Raw genomic sequence first — 24,963 nt, 5'->3', positions numbered from 1 at the left:
CCCAGGGAAGGGGGCCTGTCAAGGAGTAAGGTGCTGGATTGTTCGCAACGTTGAAGCCTCAGTGGCCAATAACAAGTCAGCCAAGAAGCGGATTGAGATTGCTGAGCGCAACCGTCTGCGCAACCGCACCTACAAGTCGTCGATGCGCACCCTGATGAAGCGCTGCTTCGCCGCCTGTGACGCCTACAGCGCCACCCCTGGTGATGAAGCCAAGGCCAGCGTGCAGACCTCCATGCGTGCCGCCTTCAGCAAGATCGACAAGGCCGTGAAGGTGGGTGTGCTGCACCGCAACAACGGTGCCAACCAGAAGTCCCGCCTCAGTGCGGCCGTGCGCAAGGTGCTCGAGCCCGCCAGCTGATTCGGTTTCAACCGGCAGAATGGGTCGAAAGCGCGATTCGGCCCAGCTGTGTCCCCCACCCCGACGTTGATTGACAGCCACTGTCACATCGTCTTCCGCAACTTTGACGACGACCTCGATGAGGTCGCTTCACGCTGGCGTGAGGCTGGGGTTGGTGCACTGCTGCACGCCTGCGTCGAACCCTCCGAAATCCCGGCGATCCGTGCCCTGGCGGATCGATTCCCGGAGATGCGTTATTCCGTCGGTGTCCATCCACTGGACACCGAGCATTGGCGGAATGACACGGTGGCGGTGCTGCGCCGGGCAGCTCTGGAGGACGATCGGGTGGTCGCCATCGGCGAACTCGGCCTCGATCTCTTCCGAGACAAGAATCTCGAGGAGCAGCTTGCTGTGCTGCGCCCTCAATTGGACCTGGCGGTGGAGTTGAACCTGCCGGTGATCATTCACTGCCGGGATGCCGCCGAGCCAATGCTGGAGGAACTGCGAACCCGCAAGGCGCAGGGCCGTTGCCCCGGAGGGGTGATGCATTGCTGGGGCGGTACCCCCGATGAAATGCACCAGTTCCTGGAGCTCGGCTTCTACATCAGCTTCAGCGGCACCGTCACCTTCCCTAAGGCGGAGCCCACCCACGACTGTGCCCGTCAGGTGCCTGAGGATCGTTTTCTGGTGGAAACCGATTGCCCCTTCCTGGCCCCTGTGCCTCGCCGCGGCAAGCGCAACGAGCCCGCCTTCGTGGCTTCCGTTGCCACGCGGATGGCTGAGCTGCGCGGCGTGGATCTCGATAGCGTGGCCTGCAGCAGCACCGCCAACGCCCGGCGTTTGTTCGGACTCCCTTAACCGGAGTTCCAACGGTGTCGAGTCCATATGTAAGATGTTGTATTGGCCTGGCCATGCGCAGGATTCCGTCTTGTGTGTGGTGCCTGAAGCGTCCATTTCCTTCCGGTGCACTTGTCGTCGTCAGCTGATCTGACCCGCGATTTCTGAACAGCAGCAGCGGCGCTGTCGGTTCCGTCCTGGAAACCGTCGGTGCTGCTGTTGTGTCGAATCGTCCTGTCAGGTGAGCTTCTGCCGCCAATCCAGTCCTCCCCAGTCCCTTCGTCCTCTCTGCCGGTCCCCGCATGAGCAGCAGCGCGATTCAGGTCGCCAAGACCGCCACCTACCTCCCTGATCTGGTCGAGGTGCAGCGGGCCAGCTTTAAGTGGTTTTTGGATCAAGGTCTGATCGAGGAGCTGGAAAGCTTCTCACCGATCACGGATTACACCGGCAAGCTGGAGCTGCACTTCATCGGTAGCGAGTACCGCCTGAAGCGCCCCCGCCACGATGTGGAAGAGGCCAAGCGCCGTGATGCGACCTTCGCGTCACAGATGTATGTGACCTGCCGCCTGGTCAACAAGGAGACCGGTGAGATCAAGGAGCAGGAGGTCTTCATCGGCGAGCTGCCGCTGATGACCGAGCGCGGCACGTTCATCATCAACGGCGCTGAGCGCGTGATCGTGAACCAGATCGTGCGCAGCCCTGGTGTCTATTTCAAGGATGAAATGGACAAGAACGGTCGGCGCACTTACAACGCCAGCGTCATCCCCAACCGGGGTGCCTGGCTGAAGTTTGAGACAGATAAGAACGACTTGCTCCACGTTCGTGTGGACAAGACCCGCAAGATCAACGCGCACGTGCTCATGCGTGCCATGGGTCTGTCTGACAACGACGTGCTCGACAAGCTTCGTCACCCCGAGTTCTACAAGAAGTCGATTGATGCAGCCAACGACGAGGGCATCAGTTCGGAAGACCAAGCGCTGCTTGAGCTCTACAAGAAACTCCGTCCGGGTGAACCCCCCTCAGTGAGTGGCGGTCAGCAGCTGCTGCAGACCCGTTTCTTCGATCCCAAGCGCTACGACCTCGGTCGGGTCGGCCGCTACAAGATCAACAAGAAGCTGCGCCTCACCATCCCCGACACGGTGCGCACCCTCACCCATGAGGACGTGCTCTCCACGCTCGATTACCTGATCAACCTGGAACTGGATGTCGGCGGCGCCAGCCTCGACGACATCGATCACCTCGGTAACCGCCGCGTGCGTTCCGTGGGCGAACTCCTGCAGAACCAGGTTCGGGTGGGTCTGAACCGTCTGGAGCGGATAATCAAGGAACGGATGACCGTCGGCGAAACCGATTCGCTGACCCCGGCTCAGTTGGTGAACCCCAAGCCCCTGGTGGCGGCGATCAAGGAGTTCTTCGGCTCCAGCCAGCTGAGCCAGTTCATGGACCAGACCAACCCTCTGGCTGAGCTCACCCACAAGCGCCGCATCTCGGCCCTTGGACCCGGCGGTCTCACCCGTGAGCGTGCCGGCTTCGCCGTCCGCGACATTCACCCCTCCCACTACGGTCGTCTCTGCCCGATTGAGACGCCGGAAGGCCCCAACGCCGGTCTGATCAACTCCCTGGCCACCCACGCCCGGGTCAACGAATACGGCTTCATCGAAACGCCGTTCTGGAAGGTGGAGAACGGTGTCGTTCTTAAGGATGGCGATCCGATCTACCTGTCTGCCGACCGGGAAGACGAAGTGCGCGTCGCCCCTGGTGATGTGGCCACCGAGGACGACGGCCGGATCTCGGCGGATCTGATTCCTGTGCGTTACCGCCAGGACTTCGAGAAGGTCCCCCCTGAGCAGGTCGACTACGTCGCCCTGTCACCTGTGCAGGTGATCTCCGTGGCAACGTCCCTGATTCCCTTCCTGGAGCACGACGACGCCAACCGCGCCCTGATGGGCTCCAATATGCAGCGTCAGGCTGTGCCGTTGCTGCGTCCCGAGCGTGCCCTGGTGGGAACCGGCCTGGAAACCCAGGTGGCCCGCGACTCCGGCATGGTGCCGATTTCCCGGGTGAATGGCACCGTGACCTATGTGGATGCCAACGCCATCGTTGTTCAGGACGAGGACGGCAACGACCACACCCACTTCCTGCAGAAGTATCAGCGCTCCAACCAGGACACCTGCCTGAACCAGCGCCCGATCGTCCGCTGCGGCGATCCGGTGATCGTCGGCCAGGTGATGGCGGATGGTTCCGCCTGTGAAGGCGGTGAGATCGCCCTGGGTCAGAACGTTCTGATCGCTTACATGCCCTGGGAGGGTTACAACTACGAGGACGCGCTGCTGGTCAGCGAGCGTCTGGTCACCGACGACCTCTACACCTCGGTTCACATCGAGAAGTACGAGATCGAAGCTCGTCAGACCAAGCTCGGACCTGAGGAGATCACCCGCGAAATTCCCAACGTTGCTGAGGAAAGCCTGGGCAACCTCGACGAGATGGGCATCATCCGCGTGGGCGCTTTCGTTGAAAGCGGCGACATCCTCGTGGGCAAGGTGACGCCCAAGGGTGAATCCGATCAGCCGCCGGAAGAGAAGCTGCTGCGCGCGATCTTCGGTGAGAAGGCCCGCGATGTGCGCGACAACTCCCTGCGGGTGCCCGGCACCGAGCGTGGCCGCGTTGTGGATGTGCGCATCTACACCCGTGAACAGGGTGATGAGCTGCCCCCCGGCGCCAACATGGTGGTGCGGGTGTATGTGGCCCAGCGCCGCAAGATCCAGGTCGGCGACAAGATGGCTGGCCGCCACGGCAACAAGGGCATCATCAGCCGCATCCTTCCTCGGGAGGACATGCCCTATCTGCCCGACGGCACCCCGGTCGACATCGTGCTCAACCCTCTGGGTGTGCCGAGCCGGATGAATGTGGGTCAGGTGTTCGAGCTGCTGATGGGTTGGGCAGCGTCCAACCTGGATTGCCGCGTGCGCATCGTTCCCTTCGATGAGATGCACGGTGCTGAGAAGTCCCAGCAGACCGTCGAGACCTTCCTCAAGGAAGCCGCCAAGCAGCCCGGCAAGGGTTGGGTGTACGACCCTGAGGATCCCGGCAAGCTGCAGCTGAGGGATGGCCGCACCGGTCTGCCCTTCGATCAGCCCGTGGCCGTGGGTTACTCCCACTTCCTCAAGCTGGTTCACCTGGTGGACGACAAGATTCACGCCCGTTCCACCGGCCCCTACTCCCTGGTCACCCAGCAGCCCCTGGGCGGTAAAGCGCAGCAAGGTGGTCAGCGTCTGGGTGAGATGGAGGTGTGGGCCCTCGAGGCCTATGGCGCCGCATACACCCTGCAGGAACTGCTCACGGTCAAGTCCGACGACATGCAGGGCCGCAACGAGGCCCTCAACGCCATCGTCAAGGGCAAGCCGATTCCCCGCCCGGGTACACCGGAATCCTTCAAGGTGCTGATGCGCGAGCTTCAGTCCCTGGGTCTGGACATCGCCGTCTACACCGACGAAGGCAAGGAAGTGGATCTGATGCAGGACGTGAACCCACGTCGCAGCACCCCCAGCAGGCCCACCTACGAATCCCTCGGCGTCGCGGATTACGACGAGGACTGACGGATCAACGAACGAACCGATTCCCCGCTCCTTCTTCCTTAACCGTCAATGACCAACAGCAACCTCCGCACCGAGAACCACTTCGATTACGTCAAGATCACCCTCGCCTCACCCGATCGGGTGATGGAGTGGGGACAGCGCACCCTGCCCAACGGCCAGGTGGTCGGTGAGGTCACCAAGCCGGAGACCATCAACTACCGCACCCTCAAGCCCGAGATGGACGGGCTGTTCTGCGAAAAGATCTTTGGCCCGTCCAAAGACTGGGAATGCCACTGCGGCAAGTACAAGCGGGTTCGTCACCGGGGCATCGTTTGTGAACGCTGCGGTGTGGAGGTCACCGAGAGCCGCGTGCGTCGTCACCGCATGGGCTTCATCAAGCTGGCGGCCCCCGTCTCCCACGTCTGGTACCTGAAGGGGATCCCCAGCTACGTGGCCATCCTGCTGGACATGCCCCTGCGGGATGTGGAGCAGATCGTTTACTTCAACTGCTATGTGGTGCTGGATCCCGGCGACCACAAGGACCTGAAGTACAAGCAGCTGCTCACTGAAGACGAGTGGCTGGAAATTGAAGACGAGATCTACGCCGAAGATTCCGAGATCGAGAACGAGCCCGTGGTGGGCATCGGTGCCGAGGCCCTCAAGCAATTGCTGGAAGACCTCACCCTCGATGAAGTGGCTGAGCAGCTGCGTGAGGAGATCAACGGCAGCAAGGGTCAGAAGCGCGCCAAGTTGATCAAGCGTCTGCGCGTGATCGACAACTTCATCGCCACCAACGCTCGTCCCGAGTGGATGGTGCTGGATGTGATCCCTGTGATTCCGCCCGACCTGCGCCCGATGGTGCAGCTCGATGGTGGTCGCTTCGCCACCAGCGATCTCAACGATCTCTACAGGCGGGTGATCAACCGCAACAACCGTCTGGCGAGGCTCCAGGAAATCCTGGCCCCTGAAATCATCGTCCGCAACGAGAAGCGGATGCTGCAGGAGGCCGTCGATGCCCTGATCGACAACGGCCGTCGCGGTCGCACCGTCGTGGGTGCCAACAACCGTCCGCTCAAGTCACTGAGCGACATCATTGAAGGCAAGCAGGGCCGCTTCCGTCAGAACCTCCTGGGTAAGCGGGTCGACTACTCCGGTCGTTCCGTGATCGTGGTGGGTCCGAAGCTGAAGATGCACCAGTGCGGTCTGCCCAAGGAGATGGCGATCGAGCTGTTCCAGCCCTTCGTGATTCACCGCCTGATCCGCCAGAACATCGTCAACAACATCAAGGCGGCCAAGAAGCTGATTCAGCGGGCTGACGATGAAGTGATGCAGGTGCTGCAAGAGGTGATCGACGGTCACCCGATCCTGCTGAACCGTGCTCCAACCCTGCACCGTCTCGGCATTCAGGCCTTCGAACCCAAGCTGGTGGATGGCCGTGCCATTCAGCTGCACCCCCTCGTCTGCCCAGCCTTCAACGCTGACTTTGACGGTGACCAGATGGCCGTTCACGTGCCCCTGGCCATCGAGGCGCAGACCGAGGCCCGCATGCTGATGCTGGCCAGCAACAACATCCTGTCGCCTGCGACCGGTGAGCCGATCATCACCCCGTCTCAGGACATGGTGCTGGGCTCCTACTACCTGACGGCGCTGCAACCCGGTGTCTCCAAGCCCGACTTCGGCGATCGCAGCTGCACGTTCGCGGGTCTGGAGGATGTCATCCACGCCTTTGAAGACAACCGGATCGGTCTGCACGACTGGGTGTGGGTCCGCTTCAACGGTGAAGTTCAGGACGATGAAGAGCTGGATGCCCCCAGCAAGAGCGAATCCCTCAGCGATGGCACGCGCATCGAAGAGTGGAGCTATCGCCGCGACCGTTTCGATGAAGACGGTGCCCTGATCAGCCGCTACATCCTCACCACTGTGGGCCGCGTGGTGATGAATCACACGATCATCGACGCGGTGGCCGCCGCCTGAATCAAGCCAGACGTCCTTCCTCCTTAACTCCTGATCCGCGCGCAGCCATGACCTCGTCCTCGAAATCCCGCAAGTCCAAATCCAGCAAGGCCTCTAAGGCCGCCAAAGAGGCTCCAGTGAGCGCATCGCGTCCGCTCTCGAAGACCCCACCTCCGTTCCGCAACCAGGTCATCGACAAGCGGGCCCTCAAGCAGCTCGTCGCCTGGTCCTACAAGAACCACGGCACGGCGGTGACGTCGGCCATGGCCGACAACCTCAAGGATCTTGGCTTCAAGTACGCCACCCAGGCGGCTGTGTCGATCTCCGTTGATGACCTCAAGGTGCCTGAGGCGAAGAAGGATCTGCTGGGCCAGGCCGAGGAACAGATCACGGCCACCGAAGAGCGCTATCGCCTGGGTGAAATCACTGAGGTGGAGCGTCACACCAAGGTGATCGACACCTGGACCGAGACCAACGAGCGTCTGGTTGATGCCGTCAAAAAGAACTTTGACGAGAACGCACCGCTGAACTCGGTGTGGATGATGGCCAACTCCGGCGCCCGGGGAAACATGTCACAGGTGCGTCAGCTGGTGGGCATGCGCGGCCTGATGGCCAACCCGCAGGGTGAAATCATTGACCTTCCGATCCGCACCAACTTCCGTGAGGGTCTGACGGTCACCGAGTACGTCATCTCCTCCTACGGCGCCCGGAAGGGTCTGGTGGATACGGCGCTGCGCACCGCCGACTCCGGTTACCTCACCCGTCGTCTGGTGGACGTTGCCCAGGATGTGATCGTCCGTGAGGACGACTGCGGCACGACCCGCCACATCGTGGTCGACGCTGAGGACGGCAAATTCGGCAGTCGGCTTGTGGGTCGCCTGACCGCCGCCCAAGTGGTGAATGCTGATGGCGAAGTGCTGGCTGAGCGCGACACCGAAATTGATCCGCCTCTGTCCAAGTCCTTCGAGGCTGCTGGCGTCAAGGCCGTGAGTGTGCGTTCGCCGCTCACCTGTGAAGCCAACCGTTCCGTCTGCCGTAAGTGCTACGGCTGGGCACTGGCCCACAACGAACTGGTCGACCTGGGTGAAGCCGTCGGCATCATCGCGGCCCAGTCGATCGGTGAGCCCGGAACCCAGCTCACCATGCGGACCTTCCACACCGGTGGTGTGTCCACCGCTGAGACCGGTGTGGTCCGCTCCAAGCTGGCGGGCACCGTCGAGTTCGGCAGCAAGGCGCGGGTGCGTCCCTACCGCACCCCCCACGGTGTGAACGCCCAACAGGCTGAGGTTGATTTCAACCTCACGATCAAGCCGTCCGGCAAGGGCAAGGCCCAGAAGATCGAGATCACCAACGGCTCCCTGCTGTTCGTCGACAACGGTGCTGACATCGATGCCGACGTCACGGTGGCGCAGATCGCCGCTGGTGCGGTCAAGAAGAGTGTGGAGAAGGCCACCAAGGACGTGATCTGCGACCTGGCTGGCCAGGTGCGTTACGAGGAGGCGATCCAGCCCCGTGAGGTCACCGACCGCCAGGGCAACATCACCCTGAAGGCCCAGCGTCTCGGCCGGATGTGGGTGCTTTCCGGCGACGTCTACAACCTGCCGCCCAACGCTCAGCCCGTGGTCACCAGTGAGACCCAGGTCACTGAGGGTCAGGTGCTGGCCGAAGCCAGCCAGCGCAGTGAGTACGGCGGTGAAGTGCGCCTGCGCGACTCCATCGGTGATTCCCGTGAGGTGCAGATCGTCACCACGGCGATGACCCTAAAGGACTTCAAACTGCTGGAGGAGTCCACCCACTCTGGTGAGATTTGGAACCTCGAGGCCAAAGACGGCACCCGTTACCGCCTCAACACCATCCCCGGCAGCAAGATCGGTTCCGGTGAGGTCATCGCTGAATTGGCGGATGACCGCTTCCGCACCGGCACCGGTGGTTTGGTGAAGTTCGCCCCTGGTCTGGCGATCAAGAAGGCCCGTTCCGCCAAGAACGGTTACGAGGTCAACAAGGGCGGCACCCTGCTGTGGATCCCCCAGGAGACCCACGAAATCAACAAGGACATCTCCCTGTTGATGATCACCGACGGTCAGTGGATCGAGGCCGGCACCGAGGTTGTCAAAGACATCTTCAGCCAGACCGCGGGCATCGTCACCGTCACCCAGAAGAACGACATCCTGCGCGAAATCATCGTCCGCAGTGGTGAGTTCCACCTCTGCACCGATGCCAAGGCGCTGGAGCGTTTCGAGGGTGATGGCCAGATGGTCAACCCCGGCGAAGACATCGCCAAGGGGCTGTCCGTTGACACGATGAAGTATGTGCAGACGGTGGAGACCCCCGAAGGCAAGGGTCTGCTGCTACGTCCGGTTGAGGAGTACACCATTCCCAACGAGGCCCAGCTGCCTGAGCTGTCCCATGTGAAGCAGGCCAATGGCCCTCACCTCGGCATCAAGGCCACCCAGCGTCTGGCGTTCAAGGACAACGAACTGATCAAGTCCGTTGAAGGTGTGGAGCTGCTCAAGACCCAGCTGCTGCTCGAAACCTTCGACACCACCCCGCAGATGACGGTGGATGTGGAGAAGGCTCCCGACAAGCGGGCCAAGACCATTTCCCGTCTGCGCCTTGTGATCCTCGAGTCGATCCTGGTGCGTCGCGACACCATGTCCGACTCCAGCCACGGCTCAACCCACACCGAGCTGCAGGTCGAAGATGGCGTGTCTGTGAAGGCTGGCGATGTCGTCGCCACCACGCAGATCCTCTGCAAGCAGGCCGGTCTGGCGCAGTTGCCTGAAGCCACGGAAGCCGACCCGGTGCGTCGGATGATCGTGGAACGCCCCGAAGACACCACCACCCTGAGCACCTCCGGCAAGCCGGTGGTGAGCGTCGGTCAGAGGATTGTCGATGGCGATGCCCTTGCCGACGGCGAAACCGCCACCTGCTGTGGTGAGATCGAGGCCGTCAGCGGTAACAGCGTCACCCTGCGTCTGGAACGTCCCTACATGGTGTCGCCCGACTCCGTCCTGCACGTGCGTGATGGAGATCTGGTGCAGCGCGGTGATGGCCTGGCCCTGCTGGTGTTCGAACGCCAGAAGACCGGTGACATCGTTCAGGGTCTGCCCCGAATCGAGGAATTGCTGGAGGCCCGTCGCCCCCGTGAATCCGCGATTCTCTGCAAGAAGCCTGGCACCGTTGAGATCAAGCAGGGTGAAGACGACGAGTCCCTCGCCGTCAACGTGATCGAATCTGATGACGCCATCGGTGAATATCCGATCCTGCTCGGCCGCAACATCATGGTGAGCGATGGCCAACAGGTCACCGCTGGTGAACTGCTGACCGATGGCCCGATCAACCCCCACGAGTTGCTCGAGTGCTACTTCGAAGATCTGCGTAGCCGCAAGCCTCTGATGGAGGCCGCCCAGGAGGCGATCGCCAACCTGCAGCACCGTCTGGTGACTGAGGTTCAGAACGTCTACAAGTCCCAGGGCGTCTCGATTGACGACAAGCACATCGAGGTGATCGTCCGTCAGATGACCAGCAAGGTGCGGGTCGAAGATGCCGGCGACACCACCCTGTTGCCGGGTGAGCTCATCGAACTGCGTCAGGTGGAAGACACCAACCAGGCCATGGCGATCACCGGTGGCGCTCCCGCCGAGTTCACCCCGGTGCTGCTGGGTATCACCAAGGCGTCGCTCAACACCGACAGCTTCATCTCCGCCGCCTCCTTCCAGGAGACGACCCGGGTGCTCACAGAAGCCGCCATCGAGGGCAAGAGCGACTGGCTGCGTGGTCTCAAGGAGAACGTGATCATCGGTCGCCTGATTCCTGCAGGTACCGGCTTCAGCGGCTTCGAAGAAGAGCTGCAGAAGGAGGCTGGCCCTCACCCCGACATCCTTTCGGAGGACCCGGCCGGCTACCGCCGCATGCAGAACCTTCGTCCCGACTACACCGTCGACATGCCCCCTGCGGCTAGCGCCAGTGCGGTGCTGGATGACCCCAGTGACGCCGATCTCGAGGCCACCCGCACCCGCCACAACATCGACCCCTCGGCGAGCAATTTCGCCGCGTTCACCCGTCCGGACGCCGACAATGAGCTGAAGGAAGAGCAGGTGGTCGATGCTGAAGCCGTTGAGGGTCTTCAGGAAGAGGGCCTGCTCTCTGACGAATGAGCTCCGCTCAATCGTTCACCATTGAAGCCCCTTCCATGCTTGAGCCCACTGAGATTCCCAAGAGACGCCTTCCCAAATATGGGTTCCACACCCATACCGAGCGGCTGAATGGACGTCTGGCCATGCTTGGCTTCATCGCCCTGATGGCGGTGGAGATCAAGCTTGGTCATGGTCTGCTGATCTGGTGACCCAGGCTCTGCTGGGTCGCAGCGCGGCCGAGCTGCAGGACTGGGCCGTCGCCCAGGGACAGAAGCCGTTCCGCGGCCGTCAGCTGCATGACTGGATCTATGCCAAGGGGGCTCGATCCCTGGCCGACATCACGGTCTTCCCTAAGACCTGGCGTGCCGCCTTGTTGGAGAGCGGCATTGATGTGGGCCGGCTGAAGGAAGTGCATCGTTCGGTGGCCACGGATGCCACCACCAAATTGCTGCTCTCTACCGAGGACGGCGAAACCATCGAAACGGTCGGGATTCCCACCGACCAACGTCTCACCGTCTGTGTGTCCAGCCAGGTGGGTTGTCCCATGGCCTGCCGCTTCTGTGCCACCGGCAAAGGGGGGCTGCAGCGTTCCCTTCAGACCCACGAAATCGTGGATCAGGTGCTGAGTGTGCGTGAGGCGATGGACCGTCGTCCTTCCCACATCGTGTTCATGGGCATGGGCGAGCCCCTGCTCAACAGCAGCGCTGTGCTGGAGGCGATCCGCTGCCTCAATGATGATCTCGGCATCGGCCAACGGCGCATCACCGTCAGCACGGTGGGTGTTCCGAAAACCTTGCCGCAACTCGCGGAACTGGCCATGCAGCGGCTGGGCCGCGCCCAGTTCACCCTGGCGGTGAGCCTCCATGCCCCCAACCAGCGGCTGCGCGAGGAGCTCATTCCCACAGCCCATGCCTACCCCTATGAGGCTTTGCTCGAGGATTGCCGTCACTATCTGGATGTGACCGGTCGGCGGGTGAGTTTTGAGTACATCCTGCTCGGTGAACTCAACGATCAGCCCGAGCACGCCGCAGAGCTGGCGGATCGCGTTGGTGGTTTCCAGAGCCACGTGAACCTGATCGCTTACAACCCGATTGAGGAGGAGGAGTTCAAACGACCAACGCCGCAGCGGATCGAGGCGTTTCGTCGTGTGTTGGAGCGGCGCGGTGTTGCCGTGAGCCTCAGGGCCAGCCGGGGGCTCGATCAAAATGCGGCCTGCGGTCAGCTCCGGCGTCAGCAGATGGCCCCCAATTCATCCGGCAGCTGACGGGTGGGCTGATGCCCTGTTCCTCAGCAGACTGCTGAGGAACAGGGTCTGCGCATGACAGCGATCGATTGGCTGCTTCTCGCTGCTTACCTCGTTCTCACCCTGGTGTTGGGGGTGTGGCTGGCCCGCCGCAACAGCGGCGAGGCGGATTATTTCGTGGCTGGCCGTCGTCTGAACGGTTGGTTGGCCGGCGCCTCGATGGCGGCCACCACCTTCTCCATCGATACGCCGCTTTACGTCGCCGGGTTGGTGGGTGCCCGCGGCCTGGCGGGCAACTGGGAGTGGTGGAGCTTTGGTTTGGCCCACGTGGCCATGGCTGTTGTCTTCGCACCCCTTTGGCGCCGCAGCGGTGTGCTCACCGACGCCGCCTTCACCGAGCTGCGCTATGGCGGAGCGGCGGCGGCTTGGTTGCGCGGCATCAAGGCTTTCCTGCTGGCCGTGCCGGTGAACTGCATCGGCATTGGCTATGCCTTTCTCGCCCTCCGCAAGGTGGTGGAAGCGCTGGGGCTGGTGTCGGGTCAACCCGCAGCACTGGGACTGACGGACACGATCTGGCTCCTGATGGTCGTGGCTCTGCTTGTGATGAGTTACACCGTGGCCGGAGGGCTCTGGGCCGTCGTGGTCACCGATCTGGTCCAGCTTGTGCTGGCGTTGGCGGGTGCCCTGGCCGTGGCTGCGGCTGCCCTCCATGCCGCAGGAGGGATGACAGCGCTGTTGGAGCAACTGCAGGCGCTGCAGCGGCCGGAGCTGCTGTCTCTGGTGCCCTGGACCTGGGATGACGCGGGCTTCCACTGGTTGCAGGGCAGTGGCATCAGCATCCCGATGTTCACGGCCTACATCGCTGTGCAGTGGTGGAGTTTCCGCCGCAGCGATGGGGGTGGCGAGTTCATCCAGCGCATGCTGGCCACCCGCGATGAGCAGCAGGCGCGGCTGGCGGGTTGGGTGTTTCTGGTGGTGAATTACCTCGTGCGCAGCTGGCTCTGGATCGTGGTCGCGCTGGCAGCCCTGGTGCTGTTGCCGGCTGGTGCTGATCTTGAGCTCGGCTATCCCGCCCTGGCCGTGCAACTGCTGCCCCCGGTGGCGCTCGGCCTGGTGGTGATCTCTCTGGTGGCGGCGTTCATGAGCACCGTGAGCACCTCGGTGAACTGGGGAGCCAGCTACCTCACCCACGACCTCTATCAGCGCTTTATTCGCCCCTCTGCCGGTTCGCGGGAGCTGTTGCTGGTGGGACAACTCACCACGGTTCTGCTGCTCGTTCTTGGGGTTATCACCGCTTTGATCAGCGACAGCATCGGCACGGTGTTTCGGCTGGTGATCGCGATCGGGTCCGGCCCCGGTGTGGTTCTGGTGCTGCGCTGGTTCTGGTGGCGCGTGAATGCAGCCGCGGAGCTGTCGGCGATGCTTTGCGGCTTTTTCGTTGGGGTGTTCACTTCGGTGGTGCCCCTGGTTCGGATCGAGGATTACGGGGTTCGTATTGCGGTGATCACCGGCCTCTCCGCTGTCGTTTGGTTGACGGTGATGCTGAGCACACCGCCGGAATCGGATGCTGTTTTGGAGCGGTTTGTGCGGACGGTGCGTCCTCCGGGGCCCGGGTGGTCACGCCTGCGCCTGCGCTTCGGCGTCATGCCGATGGAGTCGTTGCCCGCCATGCTGCGGCGCTTCGTGCTGGCCTGTGGCGTGTTGTTTGGCGGCCTGCTCGGCACCGGAGGCTTCCTGTTGCATCAACAGTGGAGTGGCTGGATCGGTCTGTCGGTGCTGATCCTCTCGATCTGGCAGCTGCGGCGGCGAGTCGATGCCGTGCCCTCTTGAGCAGAATGACGCCTTGATTGGCCTGTTCCGGTGTCGTTTTTTCGTTCCACGCTTCTGCCGGCTCTGATTGTTCTTCTGTTTGCCCTGGCGTTGTTCGCTGTGAGTGCCCGCATCTGGCTTCCCGGTGACATGCTGGCTCCAGCCCCGCTGGGTTGAGTCCTGGAATGGCTCCCGTAGCATTCCCGCATGACTGACGACCGCAGCCAACAGAAGGACCAGGGGCTGTCCAGCCTTTCTGTGGATCCTGATCTGCTGGCGCGTGAGCTGGCGGCGGAAGACGACGTTGATCCGCTTGATGCGATCCAGCTCGATGACGCCGAGCAGGATTCCTCCCTGGAGATTGCCCGGGCCTGTGACCAGGGCCTGGTCTGGTTGCGTGGCAACCACGGAGAACGGCTGCAGGGCCTGCAGGTGTTCTGTGAACACCGTGATCCCCGTTCGATTGCCCTGCTGCTGCCCTTGCTCCAGAACTCCTGTCCGGTGGAGCGGATGAGTGCCGTCTACGCCTTGGGCCGCAATCCATCACCGCCGGCTGTTGAGCCGCTGTTGCAGCTGCTGCAGCTCGATGCCAATGCCTACGTCCGCAAGGCTGCGGCCTGGAGCCTGGGCAATTTTCCCGATGCTCCGGTGCTCAATCCGTTGATCCGGGCGCTGCAGACGGATGTCGCAGCGGTGCGCCTCTGGTGTCCGGGATCCCTGGCGGAAGCCGGCAGCCGTTCTCCGGTCAAGGCCGACCCCGCAGCGGGGCAATTGCTGGTGAGTCTGCGCATCGACAGTGAAGCGGTGGTGCGCAGCAACTGCATCTGGGCTTTGGGCCGTTTGATGGATCAGCTGGTGCAGCCGCGGCAAGCCGAGATCGTTGAAGCTCTGGTGAGTGCCCTGCTCCATGACGGGGAGATCTCCGTGCGCGATGAGGCCAGAACTGCCCTCGAACAGCTGGAGGATCCGCTGGTGCTGGAACGCCTCCAGGCTCTGATCAACGACGGTTTCATCCTGTAGCGCCGCTCTTGTAACGGCAAACGCAACATTCAGGGGTGACCCCCACTAGATTGCTGCGCAAATCACGCTTCTTCGATGCCCCAGAAGACCATTCGTTTCACCATTCGGCCTGACGGCCGTGTGGAAGAACGGGTCGAGGGTGTTGCTGGTGAAGCGTGCCAGCAGCTCACTGAAGAAGTGGAAGCTGCTCTAGGAACGGTTGAACGTCAGGAGTCCACATCCGAAGCGTTTCTGCAGCCTGAGGTCCAGTCCCTGTCTCTTCCCGCTCATTTGAACTGATGTCGCATTTCAGCACCGTCAAAACCGAACTGCGTCAGCTGGAGCCTCTGGTGAAAGCCCTGGAAGACATGGGCTATGCCCCTGATCAGGGTGAACGTCCCGTGCGCGGCTACCGCGGCCAGACCGTCACCGCTGATCTGGCCATCGCCGTACAGGACGGTGGTGACATCGGTTTCCGCTGGAACAGCGCATCGGAGTCCTATGAGCTGGTCACCGACCTTGATCTGTGGAAGCAGCAGATTCCTGTGGAACGTTTTCTCTCTAAGCTCACCCAGCGCTACGCCCTGAATACGGTTCTGGCTGCCACCACCAAGGAAGGATTTCAGGTCGCCGAGCAGACCCAAACCGAGGATGGTTCGATCGAACTCGTGGTGACCCGCTGGGACGCCTGAATCCTGGCTGATCCTTCATCTCACGCCTTTTCCGCCCCCGCTCGCCCGCAGGAGCAGGCAACCGGGAGGGAACCCCTGCTCGGGGGAGACATGCGCGATCAGGCTGTCTGGGTGGATGAAGCCGTCTGTATCGGCTGTCGCTACTGCGCTCACGTGGCTGCGAACACCTTTGTTGTGGAGCCGCATCTGGGACGCTCAAGGGCTATCCGACAGGACGGTGACTCCACCGAATGCATTCAGGAGGCTATCGACACCTGTCCTGTGGATTGCATTCACTGGGTTCCCTTTGAATCGTTGGAAACGTTGCGGCAAAACCTGATTCGCCAGAATCTGCAACCCCGTCCCCAGGGTTGATGGCGCTTCCCACCCGCCGATTCGGCCGCACGGAGCTTGAGATCCCCCTGTTGTCTCTCGGGGGAATGCGCTTTCAGCAGAGCTGGACCGACCTTCCTGCTGATGAGATCACGTCTGCATCGCAGACCCAGCTCGAGGCGACCCTGAAGCGCGCGGTGGATCTGGGCTTTCACCATGTGGAAACGGCGCGGCACTACGGCAGCTCCGAACGTCAGCTGGGCTGGGCCCTGCCGCGCACACCCGATCCCTCCCGTCTGCTGCAGAGCAAGGTGCCTCCCCGGCCCGATGCCGACACCTTCGAGGTGGAACTGGAGCTCAGTTTTGAGCGGTTGGGCTGTGATCGCCTTGATTTACTGGCCATCCACGGCATCAACCTGCCGGAGCATCTTGAGCAGACCCTTCAACCCGGGGGCTGCATGGAGGTAGTGCGCCGCTGGCAGGCGGAGGGCCGTATTGGTCACGTGGGTTTCTCCACCCATGGCCCCACCGCTTTGATCGCACAGGCCTGCGACTCCGGTGCCTTCGATTACGTGAATCTGCACTGGTATTACATCCGCCAGGACAACGGCCCTGCCTTGGATGCGGCCCGCCGTCAGGACATGGGGGTGTTCATCATCAGTCCCACGGACAAGGGCGGCCATCTGCACACGCCATCCCAACGGCTGTTGGAGCTGTGTGCACCGCTGCATCCCATCGTCTTCAACGACCTGTTCTGTCTCCAGGACCCGCGGGTGCACACCATCAGCGTGGGAGCGGCCCGGCCGGAGGATCTCGAGCTTCACCTGGAGGCGTTGCGCCTGCTGCCGGAGGCAGCGTCCTTGATTGCCCCGGTGGATCAGCGGCTTCGGCAAGCGGCCGATGAAGCATTGGGTCGTGACTGGATGGCCACCTGGTCCGTCGGGCTGCCGCCTTGGCATGCGACGCCTGGTGAGATCAACCTGCCGGTGTTGCTTTGGCTGTACAACCTGCTGGAGGCCTGGGATCTCGAGAGTTATGCCAAGGCCCGCTACGGGTTGCTGGGCTCCGGTGGCCACTGGTTTGCCGGGGCCAATGCTGATGGCTTTGAGGATGAGGTCAGCGTGGAGGAACTGCAGAGCGTCCTGCAGGAGAGCCCATGGCGTGAGCGCATCCCAGAGATTCTGCGCAGCCTTAAGCAGCGGCTCAAGGGCGAATCCCAGATGCGTTTGTCGAGCGTCTGAGCGTTCGTCTTAGTTGCCAAGCGGGTCCCGGCTGGGTGTTCCCACGGCCCTTGGGTAGCTGCGGGGGCAGGGGCCGTTCGGTTGCAGGCGCAGCAGGTGCCGCGTGCCGCGATCACCGGGCAGTTGCTGGTGCTGCACCTCGATCAGATGGCCGTTCAGCAGGCGCAGGGCCCTGTTGAACGGCACGGCATCGCTGTCCGTCCACTGGCCCCGATATAGCAGGGCCTGGCCGTCACTCTTCAGCAAGGGCACCAGGTATTCGGCCACCACTGGAGCTGCTGCCACAGCCCGGGCAACGGCGCGATCGAAGCTGCCGCGGAAGTGGCGATCGCGCCCGGTGGTTTCGATCCGCTCGGTGCGGACCCGCACCCGATCGGCAAGGCCCAGGCTTCCGGCCATGGCCTCCACGGCGGCGGTCTTGCGTCCGACGGAATCCAGCAGGGTCACCTGTGCCTGGGGAAGGGCAATGGCGATGGCGAGGCCGGGGAAGCCTCCTCCAGTTCCCACATCAATCCAGTGCTGCGGCTCGTCTGCGGACTGGAGTTCTGCCATCAGCGGCCAGAGGCTATCGAAGACCTGACCAATCCAGAAATCGTCGCCGTTCACCAGGCGCGTCAGGTTGACCCGTTCATTCCAGCTCTGCAGCAGGCCCTGAAGCTCCACCAGCTGGTCGCGCTGCGCCTGCGATGGCTGCCATCCCAGGGCGTCCCAGAACGCCGGTTCAGGCGCGGTGGCGGACATGGCTGCAGCAACAACTCTTCTTAGGATGAAGGACCGGCCGTCCCCTGTGTCCGAAGCCCGCCCCAGCCATCACGAACGGCTTGGCGTGCGTCCCGGGGTTGACGCAGAAACCTTGCGCCAGGCCTTTCGACGCCAGTCCAAGGCCCTGCATCCCGACACTACGCAACTGCCGCCCGAGCAGGCCAGCATTGCGTTTCAGCAGCTCAAGGAGTCCTACGACGTTCTGCTGCGCCAGAGCCAGGCAACCCTCAGTCTTGGCGCCCAGTCGCCGTCATCGCCCCCGCCACTGCAGCGTGAATCCCGCCCGGATGCCTGGCAGGGCATTGGTCAACGCAGGCCCCTCTCCGGTGGGGAATGGTTCTCGCTGGTGCTGTTGAGCATCGCGCTGTTGCTCAGCCTGGTGCTGGGGTTGGGGGTGGCGCTTGCCCAGGGCCGCGATTGGCAGGTGTCGCCGAGTTGGCTGGCGGATGAGCAGACTCAGAACACATCCGTGCGTTCGCAACCTGATGGCCGCCCTGCCCCCGGAGAGCATCCCGCTGAATCAGCACTCTCTCCCGGCGCTTGAGGCTTGGCTCCAGCAGCTGGGTGCCGTCCGCATGGACGACAACCCCTGCCAGTGGATGCTCGAGCGTTCTGAATGGCGAGCGTTGTTGCTGCTGGAACGGGAGGACCTCAAAGTGATCTGGCACCCGGGTTCCCTGGAGGCCATGGTGCAGTGTTCGCTGCCCTATGGCCTCTCCAGGGCCGATGTCGAGGCGGCGATTCAGGCGGGGCCCTGAGGCCAGCAGCTTCAGAGCTGATCGAGGGCCTGTTCCAGCACCGAATAGCAGCGTTCCAGCTGGGCATCGCTGATGCAGAGCGGTGGCAGCAGATAGACCACTCGGCCCAGGGGGCGGAGGAAGACGCCGTTCTCCATCGCCAGCCGTTTCAGCTTCGGCCCTGCCGGGTTGAGGTAGCCCGAGCTCCCCTCCACAACGAGGTCGAAGCCGGCCACCGTCCCCGTCAGCCGGGGATGTTGCACCTTCCGATGGCGCGCCAACCGCTCCAGATGAGGACGATGCCGTTGTTCGAACTGTTGAAAGGCAGCGGGGTTGCGCTCCAGCAGGTCGAGGCTGGCGTTGGCCGCGGCGCAGCCCAGCGGATTGGCCGTGAAGCTGTGGCCGTGCCAGAGGGTCAGGCAGGGGTCGTCACCGACGAAGGCTTCGAACACCGCTTCGCTGGCCATGGTCACGCCCATCGGCAGACATCCCCCCGTCAAGCCTTTGGACAGTGCCATCAGATCCGGCCGGATGCCCGCTCGCCGGCTGGCGAACCAGTCGCCGCAGCGTCCGAAGCCGGTAAGCACTTCATCGGCGATCAGCAGGGCTCCCGCCTGGCGGGTGCGTGCCTCCACTTGCCTCAGAAACTCGGGCCGCACCATGGCCATGCCGCCGGCCCCCTGCAGCAGCGGTTCGAGGATCACCGCCGCTGTCGGTGTCTCCAGCACGCGCTCGAGCACCTCGAGTGCCGCCGATTCCTTGGCCTCCACGGCATCGTCGTCCCACCAGGTGGCCGGCCAGGGAACCCGGGCGACGGGAAAGAGCTTGTCTTCGAAGGGGGCGCTGAACAGGTTGCGTTCGCCGACGGCCATCGCTCCGAAGGTGTCGCCGTGGTACGCCCCGTCGAAGGCGACGATCTGATAGCGCGGTTGGCCCCGGTTGGCCCACCACTGGCAGGCGATCTTGAGCGCCACTTCCACCGCAGTGGAGCCGTTGTCGGAGAAGAACAGCCGTTGCAGGCCGCAGAGGCCGCTCAGACGTACGGCCAGCTGTTCAGCAGGCTTATGGGTGAAGTCGGCAAAAATCACCTGCTCGAGGCGGGCGGCCTGATCGGCGATGGCCTTGGCCAACACCGGATGGGCATGGCCGTGCAGGGTGACCCACCAGCTGCTGATGGCATCGATCAGGGGCTCGCCTTGCTCACGGATCAGCAGGGCACCGTCTCCAGACACCACCCGTTGGGAGTTGGCTGCGCTGGCTATCTGGGTGAAGGGGGGCCACAGATTCGGATGGCGGATCGACCCCATGGCAGCAGCGGCAGCTTTTGCCATATTGAATCTGGAGCTGTTGGAGATGCCCCGGATGGCTGCCCCACGTACCAGTCGTCAATCCAAGCGTTTTGTTCCCAACACGCGGCCTGAGCCGTCGGCCAAGCGACGTCTCGTTGTCCCTGAGGGCGACTGGCAAGCGATTCGCAGTGATCTCGAGCTGCGGGGTTGGTCGTCCTCCCAGCTGGAGGTGATCCAGGCTGAACTCAGTCACGGATGGCCGCTGCGGGTCGCCGTGCGCCATGCCGCGATGCGTCTGGGCACCTGCCCTACCGGTTCAAAGGCCCTGGGCTGAGGGGTCAGCGGCAGACGTCACTGTTCTTTTCCGCCTCTGTGGCGATGGCGCTGCAGTTCACCCAGCGCACCAGCTGCACCTCGATGTCGGTGAACAGCACCAGAATCCCAACGCAGAGTGCTGAAACAGCCAGGGTCGCGAGGGTTTGACGTGACGTCACGGGGACGAGCGCTTCAACACTTCTCGGAATGTAGTGGTGAGATTTTGCTCGTGCCAAAGCCGCTCCAGAACCGTTGCTGAGAGCGAGGCCTGGGGCGGGAGCTGCGCCAGAACGGGGACGTCACCGAATTGCTTGAGGGTCCCCGGGTTGTCGGCATGGAGGGGGCCATTGAGGATCAGTCCCAAGACTGTGAGATTCCGCCGTCTCAACGCTTCCAAGCTGAGCAGGGTGTGGTTGAGGGTGCCCAGTCCACTGCGGGCCACCAGAACGATGGGCAACTGCCACTCCACCAGTTGATCGATCTGGAGCCAGTTGCGGGTGAGGGGCACCATCAACCCTCCAGCCGTCTCCACCACCAGGGATCCCTGATGCTGGGGAATGGCGAGTTGGGCAGGGTCGAGTGGCGTGTCGTCCAGTTCGGCGGCCCAGTGGGGGGAGACCGGCTCTCGGAAGGCATAGGCCTCGGGCAGCATCCGTTCCAGCGGGAGGTTCAACAGCTGCCGCACCCGTTCGCGGTCACCGCCGCCCTCCAGTCCGCTCTGCACCGGTTTCCAGTAGCTGGCCTGAAGCCCCTGCACGAGCCACGCGCTCACCACGGTTTTGCCAACGTCCGTGTCGGTTCCGCACACCACCAGGCGACTGACGCTGCCGTTCATCGCTTCACCATCAGGACCCACATCCTCCAGGTCAGGGCGAACCCGGCTGATGCATCGGCTTGGGGCCAAGCCCGGAAGACGGCCTTCCATTGGCCTGGGGAGAGCTGGCCCCCGTTGGTGACGGAGGCGCCGATGTTGCTCATCGGTCGCAGCAGCCGCAGTGGATTGGCGGCGTGTTGGGTGAAGCTCAGGCACTCGTCCCGTTGCACTACCCCATCCGGTAGGGCTGCCATCAGTTGCTCCCGCACCGGCATGGACAAGGCCGTGCAGGTTTGATTCGCTGCCCGGGCGGCGTGCTGCCATTGCGGAAAACTTCCAGCCACCGGCACCGCCAGGGCAAGCCAGCCCCCCTTTGGCAGGGCATCCACCCAACGCCGAAGCTGCTGGGCTGGATCCGGTAACCAATGCAAAACAAAGCTGGAGGCCAGCAGTTGCGGAGGCTCACTCCAGTTCGGTAACCCGCGGCTCAGGTCATGCCGCAGGGTGTGTGTTCCATGGGGGTGGCTGTTCAACATGGCGGCACTGCCGTCAAGACGGATCACCTGCTGGCCTGGATGAGCGACTTCCAGGGCTGCGGCCAGATGACCGGTGCCGCTGCCGAGGTCAGCCCACAGGCCGCGCCGAATGGAGCAGCGACGGCTCAGTTGGGCCAGGCGCCAGGCCATGGCCCGTTGCAGCAACGCCTCGCCTGCATAGGTCGGTGCTGCGCGACTGAAGCGCTCCAGCACCTGGTCGGGGCGAATCACAGGGCCCCCAGCCATTGCTGCACCACCGAGAGCACCGTTGGTGTGATCAGTGCGTGGCCCCAATTCGGATCCCGCTGTAGGGTCAGCGATTGCGCTCCGAGGTCATCGATCAGCTGCTGTGCTGATGCGGCGTGTACCACAGCGTCCTGTTCGCCCTGCACCACCAGCACAGGCACCGCTTCAGGCCAGCCCGTTGGCAGGCTCTGGCAGCGCGCCAGAAGCTCCAGATCCTGCTGCAGCCGCTGGCGCCCCAGGCTCGTCAAACCCTGCAGCAGGGGGGCTGGGGGCAGGGCGCTGCGGGCATGGGGTGAAGCGGCTTTGTCGAGGAAGCGCTCCAGCATCGTCAGTTCCTCGTCGGTGCCCAGGGTCGCCTGCATCCCCTTCAGAGCCGCCGCCACCGCGCGCCCTGCGCGCCCATGGGGCACGAAGGCGCTGAAGCTCCCCAGGAGCACCACCGCATTGGCCTGCGCCAGCACAGCTGCCGGCAGCAAGTGCAGCCCCAGGGAGTGGGCGATCAACAGGTTGCGTCCTGGGCCGGGGGGCCATGCCGGAGCAACGGTCTCACCGCCGCTGTAGCCCCGGTCCGCGCTGGACCATTTCGCTCCCCCGTCTTCAAAGCGTTGACGCCAGTGGGACCAGGTGCCGGCCTGGCCAGCCCAACCATGCATCGCCAGGACCTGCATCATCGAGAGCCGAGGGCTGCGAGCAGTTGCTCCAATGTGCCCTCCGGCAGGTCCCGCCGCAGCACCAGGCGCAAACGGGCGGTCCCCTCCGGCACCGTGGGCGGCCTGATCGCCACCGACAGCAGCCCCGCCTGCTCCAGCTGTTGCTGGAGGTCGAGCGCGTCCTGGTCGTCCCCGACCAACAGCGGGAGAACGGGGCCGTGTCCTGCTGGTTTCGCCCAGCCCTGGCGCGCCAGGGCTGTCCTCCAGCGTTCCGAGCGCTGGCTCAGCTCGCTTCCCCAGTTGGGATGGGCTTGGATCAGGCGCAGGGCAGCCTGGGCTCCCGCCACCAGCGGTGGGGCCAGGGCCGTGGTGTAGCGGAAGGCCCCACTGGTTTGCAGCAGCAGCTCCATCGTGGTGTGGTCCCCAGCCAAAAATGCACCTCCGCTGCCGAAGGCCTTGCCGAAGGTGCCGCACACCAATGCCACAGGCCGTTGGAGTCCATGGCAAAGCCCGCGGCCGCCCGGCCCCAGCACCCCCAGGCCATGGGCTTCGTCCACCAGCAGCTGTGCACCGTGGTGGGCACAAAGGTCGGCGATGCCCTCCAGATCAGGGCTGGTGCCTTCCATGCTGAACAGGCTTTCCGTCACCACCAGTGGTGGCCGTGTAGTCGGCTTGAGCCGCTCCAGCCGCTGGTCGAGATCTTCAAGATCGTTGTGGGCAAAGCGTTGCAGCCGCGCCCCACTGGTGCGGACGCCGGCCAGCAGCGAGTGGTGGATCAGCCGGTCCACCAACACGATGGTGTGCCTGTCACTCAGGGCCGTTAGGGCGGCGATGTTGGCTTGAAATCCGCTGGGGAACAGCAGGACCCGGTCACGGTTCAGCCAGGTGGCGAGGGCTGCTTCCAACTCCAGATGGCGTGGTCGGGTTCCGGTGATCAGGCGAGATCCACCGGCACCAACGCCATCGGAGGCCATGGCCTCCGATGCCGCTGCGAGCACATCGGGATGACGGCTGAGCCCGAGGTAGTCGTTGCTCGCTAGATCAACCAGCTGACCGGCTCCGGCGGGATCTTGCAGCTGCCAGGGCTCCTGGCCGGAGTTCAAGCTCCGCAGGCGTCGGCGGCGGGCTGGGGGGATGGGAGAAGCGTGGTCCCGCATCACAACAGTCTGGAATCCGCCCTGAACAAGGATGGCTGCAGTCCTCTGATCGTCATGACCTGGGAGCGTTTCACTCTGCTCTTTCCGCTTTGGACGTTGCTGGGAGCTCTGCTGGCCTTGCTGCATCCCCCGCTGTTCATCTGGTTTAAGGGGCCACTGATCGCCCTTGGACTCGGCGTGATCATGCTCGGCATGGGCGTCGGGTTGACACCCGCTGATTTCGTCCGGGTGGGTCGACGCCCTCGCGCCATGCTGCTGGGGGTGCTGGCGCAGTTCCTGGTGATGCCGGCCCTTGCCGCTGGGATCGCGGCGGCGCTTCATCTGCCTGCCCCGCTTGCGGTGGGCTTGATTCTGGTCGGCTGCTGCCCGGGGGGGACCGCCAGCAATGTGGTGGCTCTGATCGGCCGTGGCGATGTGGCGCTGTCGGTGGTCATGACCACGATCAGCACCCTGGCGGCGGTGGTGTTGACCCCGCGTCTCACGCAGGTGTTGGCCAGCCAGTACGTGCCGGTGGACGGTTGGGCCCTGTTCCTGGCCGTGCTTCAGGTGGTGTTGCTGCCGGTCACCGTTGGGGTGGTGCTCAAGCGTGGTCTGCCCGGTGTGGCCCAGCGGATTGAGCCGGTGATGCCTCCCCTGGCGGTGATGGCCATCGTGATGATCGTCTCCAGCATCGTGGGCAGCCAGACGGCTGTGCTGCGTCAGCAGGGGCCCGTGCTGATCCTGGCTTGCCTGCTGCTGCATGGCGGCGGCTTCCTGCTCGGCTGGCTGATTCCCCGGATGGCGGGGCAGAGCGTGCAGGCTCAGCGCACCATCAGTATCGAGGTGGGCATGCAGAACTCGGGACTGGCCGTGGTGCTCGCCCGCAGTGGCGGGTTCGCCAGTCCCCTCACGGCGTTGCCGGGTGCCATCTCTGCAGTGATTCACTGCCTGATCGGCAGCGCCCTTGCTGCCGCGTGGAGGCGCCGCTTGCCCTAGGTCGAGTCCCCGTTGTGGAGTTCAAACAGCAGCCGGGCGGCGAGGCCACGGGAGATGCGTCGTGCCACGAGCAGATCGCAGATCCAGGTGAACAGCGGCGGCGCATCGGTGGTGGATGCCAGGCGTTGTTCGAGGGCCTTCAGCTCCTTCACGTCGCGGCAGCCCCTCAGGGCATCGATCAGGGTGTCTTCAGCCGGCCGCGGCTTGGTGAGCTGAGTGCTGGTCACAGGCGGTGGGGCTTAATCCCCTCCGTCATGGCACTGGCGCAGTGCCCCTGTCACCCTTCGGTGCAGCGGAGGCAGCCACAAAAAAGCTCTGGTGGTTTTACCAGAGCTCGAAGCATTCTAT

The 24,963-nt window shown here is 63.5% G+C and carries 26 protein-coding genes; 18 read left to right on the top strand and 8 right to left on the bottom strand.

The genetic code is table 11. From position 1 onward, the window contains the following. Nucleotides 1-61 precede the first annotated feature (61 nt). From rpsT to SynTAK9802_RS09555, 14 genes are all read left to right on the top strand, one after another. The gene (gene rpsT / locus SynTAK9802_RS09615; RefSeq protein ID WP_011365018.1) at nt 62-358 is read left to right on the top strand and encodes a 30S ribosomal protein S20; all 297 of its coding nucleotides are present in this window, start codon (nt 62-64) and stop codon (nt 356-358) included. Between the two features lie 48 nt (nt 359-406). Continuing rightward, nucleotides 407-1,195 (top strand): TatD family hydrolase, encoded by a 789-nt coding sequence (locus SynTAK9802_RS09610; RefSeq protein WP_186495894.1) that lies wholly within the window; start codon nt 407-409, stop codon nt 1,193-1,195. A gap of 281 nt (nt 1,196-1,476) precedes the next feature. Then, nucleotides 1,477-4,770 carry a DNA-directed RNA polymerase subunit beta gene (rpoB, locus tag SynTAK9802_RS09605; RefSeq protein ID WP_038553495.1) on the top strand — a complete coding sequence of 1,098 codons (3,294 nt, stop codon included), beginning with the start codon at nt 1,477-1,479 and terminating at the stop codon, nt 4,768-4,770. Between the two features lie 48 nt (nt 4,771-4,818). Further along, the gene (locus SynTAK9802_RS09600; protein ID WP_115080893.1) at nt 4,819-6,723 is read left to right on the top strand and encodes a DNA-directed RNA polymerase subunit gamma; all 1,905 of its coding nucleotides are present in this window, start codon (nt 4,819-4,821) and stop codon (nt 6,721-6,723) included. A gap of 47 nt (nt 6,724-6,770) precedes the next feature. Beyond that, complete coding sequence (locus tag SynTAK9802_RS09595; protein ID WP_186495893.1) at nt 6,771-10,859, top strand: DNA-directed RNA polymerase subunit beta'; 4,089 nt, start codon at nt 6,771-6,773, stop codon at nt 10,857-10,859. A 35-nt stretch (nt 10,860-10,894) separates the two neighbouring features. Continuing rightward, the gene (locus SynTAK9802_RS09590; protein WP_006850847.1) at nt 10,895-11,047 is read left to right on the top strand and encodes a hypothetical protein; all 153 of its coding nucleotides are present in this window, start codon (nt 10,895-10,897) and stop codon (nt 11,045-11,047) included. After that, nucleotides 11,044-12,102, top strand: a complete 1,059-nt coding sequence (rlmN, locus tag SynTAK9802_RS09585; protein ID WP_186495892.1) for a 23S rRNA (adenine(2503)-C(2))-methyltransferase RlmN — start codon at nt 11,044-11,046, stop codon at nt 12,100-12,102. Before SynTAK9802_RS09590 ends, rlmN begins: the two co-directional genes overlap by 4 nt. A gap of 54 nt (nt 12,103-12,156) precedes the next feature. Further along, nucleotides 12,157-13,911 carry a sodium:solute symporter family protein gene (locus SynTAK9802_RS09580; protein ID WP_186495891.1) on the top strand — a complete coding sequence of 585 codons (1,755 nt, stop codon included), beginning with the start codon at nt 12,157-12,159 and terminating at the stop codon, nt 13,909-13,911. 30 nt (nt 13,912-13,941) lie between these two features. Continuing rightward, nucleotides 13,942-14,067 carry a hypothetical protein gene (locus tag SynTAK9802_RS12650; protein WP_255487747.1) on the top strand — a complete coding sequence of 42 codons (126 nt, stop codon included), beginning with the start codon at nt 13,942-13,944 and terminating at the stop codon, nt 14,065-14,067. A gap of 30 nt (nt 14,068-14,097) precedes the next feature. Continuing rightward, nucleotides 14,098-14,910 carry a HEAT repeat domain-containing protein gene (locus SynTAK9802_RS09575; RefSeq protein ID WP_115010031.1) on the top strand — a complete coding sequence of 271 codons (813 nt, stop codon included), beginning with the start codon at nt 14,098-14,100 and terminating at the stop codon, nt 14,908-14,910. Nucleotides 14,911-14,985: 75 nt separating this feature from the next. Continuing rightward, complete coding sequence (locus SynTAK9802_RS09570) at nt 14,986-15,189, top strand: DUF2997 domain-containing protein (RefSeq protein WP_186495890.1); 204 nt, start codon at nt 14,986-14,988, stop codon at nt 15,187-15,189. Next, nucleotides 15,189-15,581, top strand: a complete 393-nt coding sequence (locus SynTAK9802_RS09565; RefSeq protein WP_011365007.1) for a DUF1257 domain-containing protein — start codon at nt 15,189-15,191, stop codon at nt 15,579-15,581. Before SynTAK9802_RS09570 ends, SynTAK9802_RS09565 begins: the two co-directional genes overlap by 1 nt. 3 nt (nt 15,582-15,584) lie before the next feature. Further along, nucleotides 15,585-15,935: a ferredoxin gene (locus tag SynTAK9802_RS09560; protein WP_244272378.1), complete on the top strand. Its 351-nt coding sequence runs from the start codon at nt 15,585-15,587 to the stop codon at nt 15,933-15,935. Beyond that, complete coding sequence (locus SynTAK9802_RS09555; RefSeq protein ID WP_186495889.1) at nt 15,935-17,134, top strand: aldo/keto reductase; 1,200 nt, start codon at nt 15,935-15,937, stop codon at nt 17,132-17,134. Before SynTAK9802_RS09560 ends, SynTAK9802_RS09555 begins: the two co-directional genes overlap by 1 nt. Nucleotides 17,135-17,143: 9 nt before the next feature. Here the strand turns inward: SynTAK9802_RS09555 and rsmG are convergent, their stop codons facing one another. Beyond that, nucleotides 17,144-17,875: a 16S rRNA (guanine(527)-N(7))-methyltransferase RsmG gene (rsmG, locus tag SynTAK9802_RS09550; protein WP_186495888.1), complete on the bottom strand. Its 732-nt coding sequence runs from the start codon at nt 17,873-17,875 to the stop codon at nt 17,144-17,146. A 25-nt stretch (nt 17,876-17,900) separates the two neighbouring features. Here rsmG and SynTAK9802_RS09545 point away from each other — a divergent pair, with 25 nt between their 5' ends. Both SynTAK9802_RS09545 and SynTAK9802_RS09540 read left to right on the top strand, forming a co-directional pair. Then, nucleotides 17,901-18,440 carry a J domain-containing protein gene (locus SynTAK9802_RS09545; RefSeq protein WP_115131872.1) on the top strand — a complete coding sequence of 180 codons (540 nt, stop codon included), beginning with the start codon at nt 17,901-17,903 and terminating at the stop codon, nt 18,438-18,440. Beyond that, a complete protein-coding gene (locus SynTAK9802_RS09540) occupies nt 18,382-18,654 on the top strand; it encodes a DUF3143 domain-containing protein (protein WP_244275852.1) in 273 nt (90 codons plus the stop codon). Before SynTAK9802_RS09545 ends, SynTAK9802_RS09540 begins: the two co-directional genes overlap by 59 nt. Before the next feature lie 11 nt (nt 18,655-18,665). On the opposite strand, the gene bioA is transcribed toward SynTAK9802_RS09540, so the two are convergent. After that, nucleotides 18,666-19,964, bottom strand: coding sequence for an adenosylmethionine--8-amino-7-oxononanoate transaminase (gene bioA, locus SynTAK9802_RS09535; RefSeq protein WP_186495887.1), 1,299 nt, complete (start codon nt 19,962-19,964; stop codon nt 18,666-18,668). Nucleotides 19,965-19,995: 31 nt separating this feature from the next. Here bioA and SynTAK9802_RS09530 point away from each other — a divergent pair, with 31 nt between their 5' ends. Beyond that, entirely contained in the window at nt 19,996-20,256 is a 261-nt protein-coding gene (locus SynTAK9802_RS09530) for a hypothetical protein (protein WP_255487746.1), read from the top strand. Nucleotides 20,257-20,260: 4 nt separating this feature from the next. On the opposite strand, the gene SynTAK9802_RS09525 is transcribed toward SynTAK9802_RS09530, so the two are convergent. The 5 genes from SynTAK9802_RS09525 to SynTAK9802_RS09505 are packed head-to-tail and all read right to left on the bottom strand — an operon-like array spanning nt 20,261 to nt 23,640. Next, entirely contained in the window at nt 20,261-20,416 is a 156-nt protein-coding gene (locus SynTAK9802_RS09525; protein ID WP_170951106.1) for a hypothetical protein, read from the bottom strand. Then, a complete protein-coding gene (gene bioD / locus SynTAK9802_RS09520; RefSeq protein ID WP_115010130.1) occupies nt 20,413-21,072 on the bottom strand; it encodes a dethiobiotin synthase in 660 nt (219 codons plus the stop codon). Before bioD ends, SynTAK9802_RS09525 begins: the two co-directional genes overlap by 4 nt. Then, on the bottom strand, nt 21,069-21,881 hold the full coding sequence (locus SynTAK9802_RS09515) for a methyltransferase (RefSeq protein WP_255487745.1): 813 nt from the start codon (nt 21,879-21,881) through the stop codon (nt 21,069-21,071). Before SynTAK9802_RS09515 ends, bioD begins: the two co-directional genes overlap by 4 nt. Beyond that, complete coding sequence (locus tag SynTAK9802_RS09510) at nt 21,815-22,504, bottom strand: serine aminopeptidase domain-containing protein (protein ID WP_186495886.1); 690 nt, start codon at nt 22,502-22,504, stop codon at nt 21,815-21,817. Before SynTAK9802_RS09510 ends, SynTAK9802_RS09515 begins: the two co-directional genes overlap by 67 nt. Then, a complete protein-coding gene (locus SynTAK9802_RS09505; RefSeq protein WP_186495885.1) occupies nt 22,501-23,640 on the bottom strand; it encodes an 8-amino-7-oxononanoate synthase in 1,140 nt (379 codons plus the stop codon). The genes SynTAK9802_RS09510 and SynTAK9802_RS09505 overlap by 4 nt, the downstream gene beginning before the upstream one ends. A gap of 54 nt (nt 23,641-23,694) precedes the next feature. Between SynTAK9802_RS09505 and SynTAK9802_RS09500 the strand changes: the two genes are divergently transcribed. After that, entirely contained in the window at nt 23,695-24,615 is a 921-nt protein-coding gene (locus tag SynTAK9802_RS09500) for a bile acid:sodium symporter family protein (protein WP_186495884.1), read from the top strand. On the opposite strand, the gene SynTAK9802_RS09495 is transcribed toward SynTAK9802_RS09500, so the two are convergent. Beyond that, nucleotides 24,612-24,842, bottom strand: coding sequence for a hypothetical protein (locus SynTAK9802_RS09495; RefSeq protein ID WP_114989413.1), 231 nt, complete (start codon nt 24,840-24,842; stop codon nt 24,612-24,614). The two genes, SynTAK9802_RS09500 and SynTAK9802_RS09495, sit on opposite strands and share 4 nt — an antisense overlap. Nucleotides 24,843-24,963 lie beyond the last annotated feature (121 nt).

Origin of the sequence: Synechococcus sp. TAK9802 (assembly GCF_014279535.1) — a bacterium.
Taxonomy (GTDB): domain Bacteria; phylum Cyanobacteriota; class Cyanobacteriia; order PCC-6307; family Cyanobiaceae; genus Parasynechococcus.
This window is presented reverse-complemented; position numbering and strand designations above follow the sequence as displayed.

Excerpts from the sequence above, each read along its gene's own strand:
- rpoB (WP_038553495.1), top strand. The coding sequence starts at position 1,477 with ATGAGCAGCAGCGCGATTCAGGTCGCCAAGACCGCCACCTACCTCCCT.
- SynTAK9802_RS09600 (WP_115080893.1), top strand. The coding sequence starts at position 4,819 with ATGACCAACAGCAACCTCCGCACCGAGAACCACTTCGATTACGTCAAG.
- SynTAK9802_RS09595 (WP_186495893.1), top strand. The coding sequence starts at position 6,771 with ATGACCTCGTCCTCGAAATCCCGCAAGTCCAAATCCAGCAAGGCCTCT.
- SynTAK9802_RS09590 (WP_006850847.1), top strand. The coding sequence starts at position 10,895 with ATGCTTGAGCCCACTGAGATTCCCAAGAGACGCCTTCCCAAATATGGG.
- SynTAK9802_RS09580 (WP_186495891.1), top strand. The coding sequence starts at position 12,157 with ATGACAGCGATCGATTGGCTGCTTCTCGCTGCTTACCTCGTTCTCACC.
- SynTAK9802_RS09575 (WP_115010031.1), top strand. The coding sequence starts at position 14,098 with ATGACTGACGACCGCAGCCAACAGAAGGACCAGGGGCTGTCCAGCCTT.
- SynTAK9802_RS09570 (WP_186495890.1), top strand. The coding sequence starts at position 14,986 with ATGCCCCAGAAGACCATTCGTTTCACCATTCGGCCTGACGGCCGTGTG.
- SynTAK9802_RS09565 (WP_011365007.1), top strand. The coding sequence starts at position 15,189 with ATGTCGCATTTCAGCACCGTCAAAACCGAACTGCGTCAGCTGGAGCCT.
- SynTAK9802_RS09555 (WP_186495889.1), top strand. The coding sequence starts at position 15,935 with ATGGCGCTTCCCACCCGCCGATTCGGCCGCACGGAGCTTGAGATCCCC.
- rsmG (WP_186495888.1), bottom strand. The coding sequence starts at position 17,875 with ATGTCCGCCACCGCGCCTGAACCGGCGTTCTGGGACGCCCTGGGATGG.
- SynTAK9802_RS09545 (WP_115131872.1), top strand. The coding sequence starts at position 17,901 with ATGAAGGACCGGCCGTCCCCTGTGTCCGAAGCCCGCCCCAGCCATCAC.
- SynTAK9802_RS09540 (WP_244275852.1), top strand. The coding sequence starts at position 18,382 with ATGGCCGCCCTGCCCCCGGAGAGCATCCCGCTGAATCAGCACTCTCTC.
- bioA (WP_186495887.1), bottom strand. The coding sequence starts at position 19,964 with ATGGCAAAAGCTGCCGCTGCTGCCATGGGGTCGATCCGCCATCCGAAT.
- SynTAK9802_RS09530 (WP_255487746.1), top strand. The coding sequence starts at position 19,996 with ATGGCTGCCCCACGTACCAGTCGTCAATCCAAGCGTTTTGTTCCCAAC.
- bioD (WP_115010130.1), bottom strand. The coding sequence starts at position 21,072 with ATGAACGGCAGCGTCAGTCGCCTGGTGGTGTGCGGAACCGACACGGAC.
- SynTAK9802_RS09510 (WP_186495886.1), bottom strand. The coding sequence starts at position 22,504 with ATGATGCAGGTCCTGGCGATGCATGGTTGGGCTGGCCAGGCCGGCACC.
- SynTAK9802_RS09505 (WP_186495885.1), bottom strand. The coding sequence starts at position 23,640 with ATGCGGGACCACGCTTCTCCCATCCCCCCAGCCCGCCGCCGACGCCTG.
- SynTAK9802_RS09500 (WP_186495884.1), top strand. The coding sequence starts at position 23,695 with ATGACCTGGGAGCGTTTCACTCTGCTCTTTCCGCTTTGGACGTTGCTG.